1 protein-coding gene is annotated in these 231 nt (G+C 29.0%); it reads right to left on the bottom strand.

All coding sequences use genetic code 11. The annotated features are described in order from the left end of the window. Positions 1–231 (bottom strand): hypothetical protein (locus tag AAEZ06_RS28380; RefSeq protein ID WP_350617548.1); only part of this gene is annotated, 231 nt, incomplete at both ends.

The raw sequence follows: 231 nt of genomic DNA, 5'->3' as shown, positions 1-231 counted from the left end.
CCTAGACACCTTTCATCAAATTCTGTCTGAATATAGTTATTCATTTCCAATCCTATAAGCCAAAGACAAAACCTGTTATCCGTATCTATTTCATCAAATATTTTATGCGTAATAGTTTCATTAATATTCAAAAATTCTAGGGTCTTATAATCATAATTAGATACTAAGTTAAAGCATGAGTTTTTAATTAATCCAAAAGAGTCCAAGATAGTAATAGCAAGATTGCCTAGC

The organism is Pseudomonas sp. HY7a-MNA-CIBAN-0227 (assembly GCF_040310325.1).
In the GTDB taxonomy this organism is placed as follows: domain Bacteria; phylum Pseudomonadota; class Gammaproteobacteria; order Pseudomonadales; family Pseudomonadaceae; genus Aquipseudomonas.
This window is presented reverse-complemented; position numbering and strand designations above follow the sequence as displayed.